1 protein-coding gene is annotated in these 1,053 nt (G+C 45.4%); it reads left to right on the top strand.

Translation table 11 applies throughout. The annotated features are described in order from the left end of the window. Positions 1-705: IS110 family RNA-guided transposase (locus BMY62_RS15885; RefSeq protein ID WP_143058852.1), on the top strand; the 705-nt coding region annotated here is incomplete at its 5' end. Positions 706-1,053: the final 348 nt, after the last annotated feature.

Genomic DNA, 1,053 nt, shown 5'->3' with positions numbered 1-1,053 from the left:
AACATGCGTTTTGTATCTGTTAAGACGGTTGATCAACAAGATATGCAGGCAATTCATCGCATACGTAGCGAACTGGTCAAGCAGCGTACAGCTAAGGCCAACCAGATCAGGGGCTTGCTGTCAGAGTATGGGATTATAATTGCACAACAAATTGGTAAGTTACGTATCACGTTACCGGAGATACTGGAAGACGCAGAAAATGGATTGACCATCCAGCTACGTCGTCTACTGAGAGGATTGGAGGAAGATCTGATACAGCTGGATGGTCGGGTACATGAAATGGATAAAGAAATTCAACGCCAAGGAATGGAAAATAAGGCGGCGCAGCAATTGCAGCAAATTCCTGGTATAGGTCCAATCACCGCGACGGCCTTGGTTAGCGCGATAGGTAATGGCACACAGTTTCGACGTGGCAAGGATATGGCGGCCTCATTGGGATTAGTGCCGCGTCAGCATAGTAGTGGCGGAAAAGATCGGCTGCTTGGTATTAGTAAGCGTGGTAATGCTTATTTGAGAACTTTACTGATCCATGGTGCGCGAGCTGTGTTGCAGGCTACCAAGAACAAAGATGATCCGCGTAGTCGTTGGTTGAAAGCATTGAGTAAACGACGCAATAAAAACATCGCAGCTGTTGCCCTGGCCAATAAAAATGCCCGCATTGCCTGGGCGTTGTTGATTAAAGAGCAAGATTACAAGTTAGCCTAAAGTTGGCGGAGAAATTATTAATCATTCACGATTGCGAAGCAAAAACAGTGATGGCAAAACAGGTCGAACCGGCGTCTTGTAAGCCTAAAATATTCAGAGTGCCTTTGAGCACGATAGCCCGATCAGGACAGGACGCGCGAATAGCCCATTATGGCCCGAGCAATAATGCTCAACTGAAGGCCGGATATACGTATGCAATCGCACCTTTCTGCTAAAACTAAGATTTGCTTGCAAAACTGGAGGAGTCCATATATGAATATTGCATGAATGGTTGAGGCAATTCCCCTTAAATCTTTTATAATTCAGTTACCTAGTCTGTATAAAAGAGAGGAATTGCCAGTGACAGAT

Source organism: Nitrosomonas marina (assembly GCF_900111605.1).
Classification (GTDB): Bacteria; Pseudomonadota; Gammaproteobacteria; order Burkholderiales; family Nitrosomonadaceae; genus Nitrosomonas; species Nitrosomonas marina_A.
This window is presented reverse-complemented; position numbering and strand designations above follow the sequence as displayed.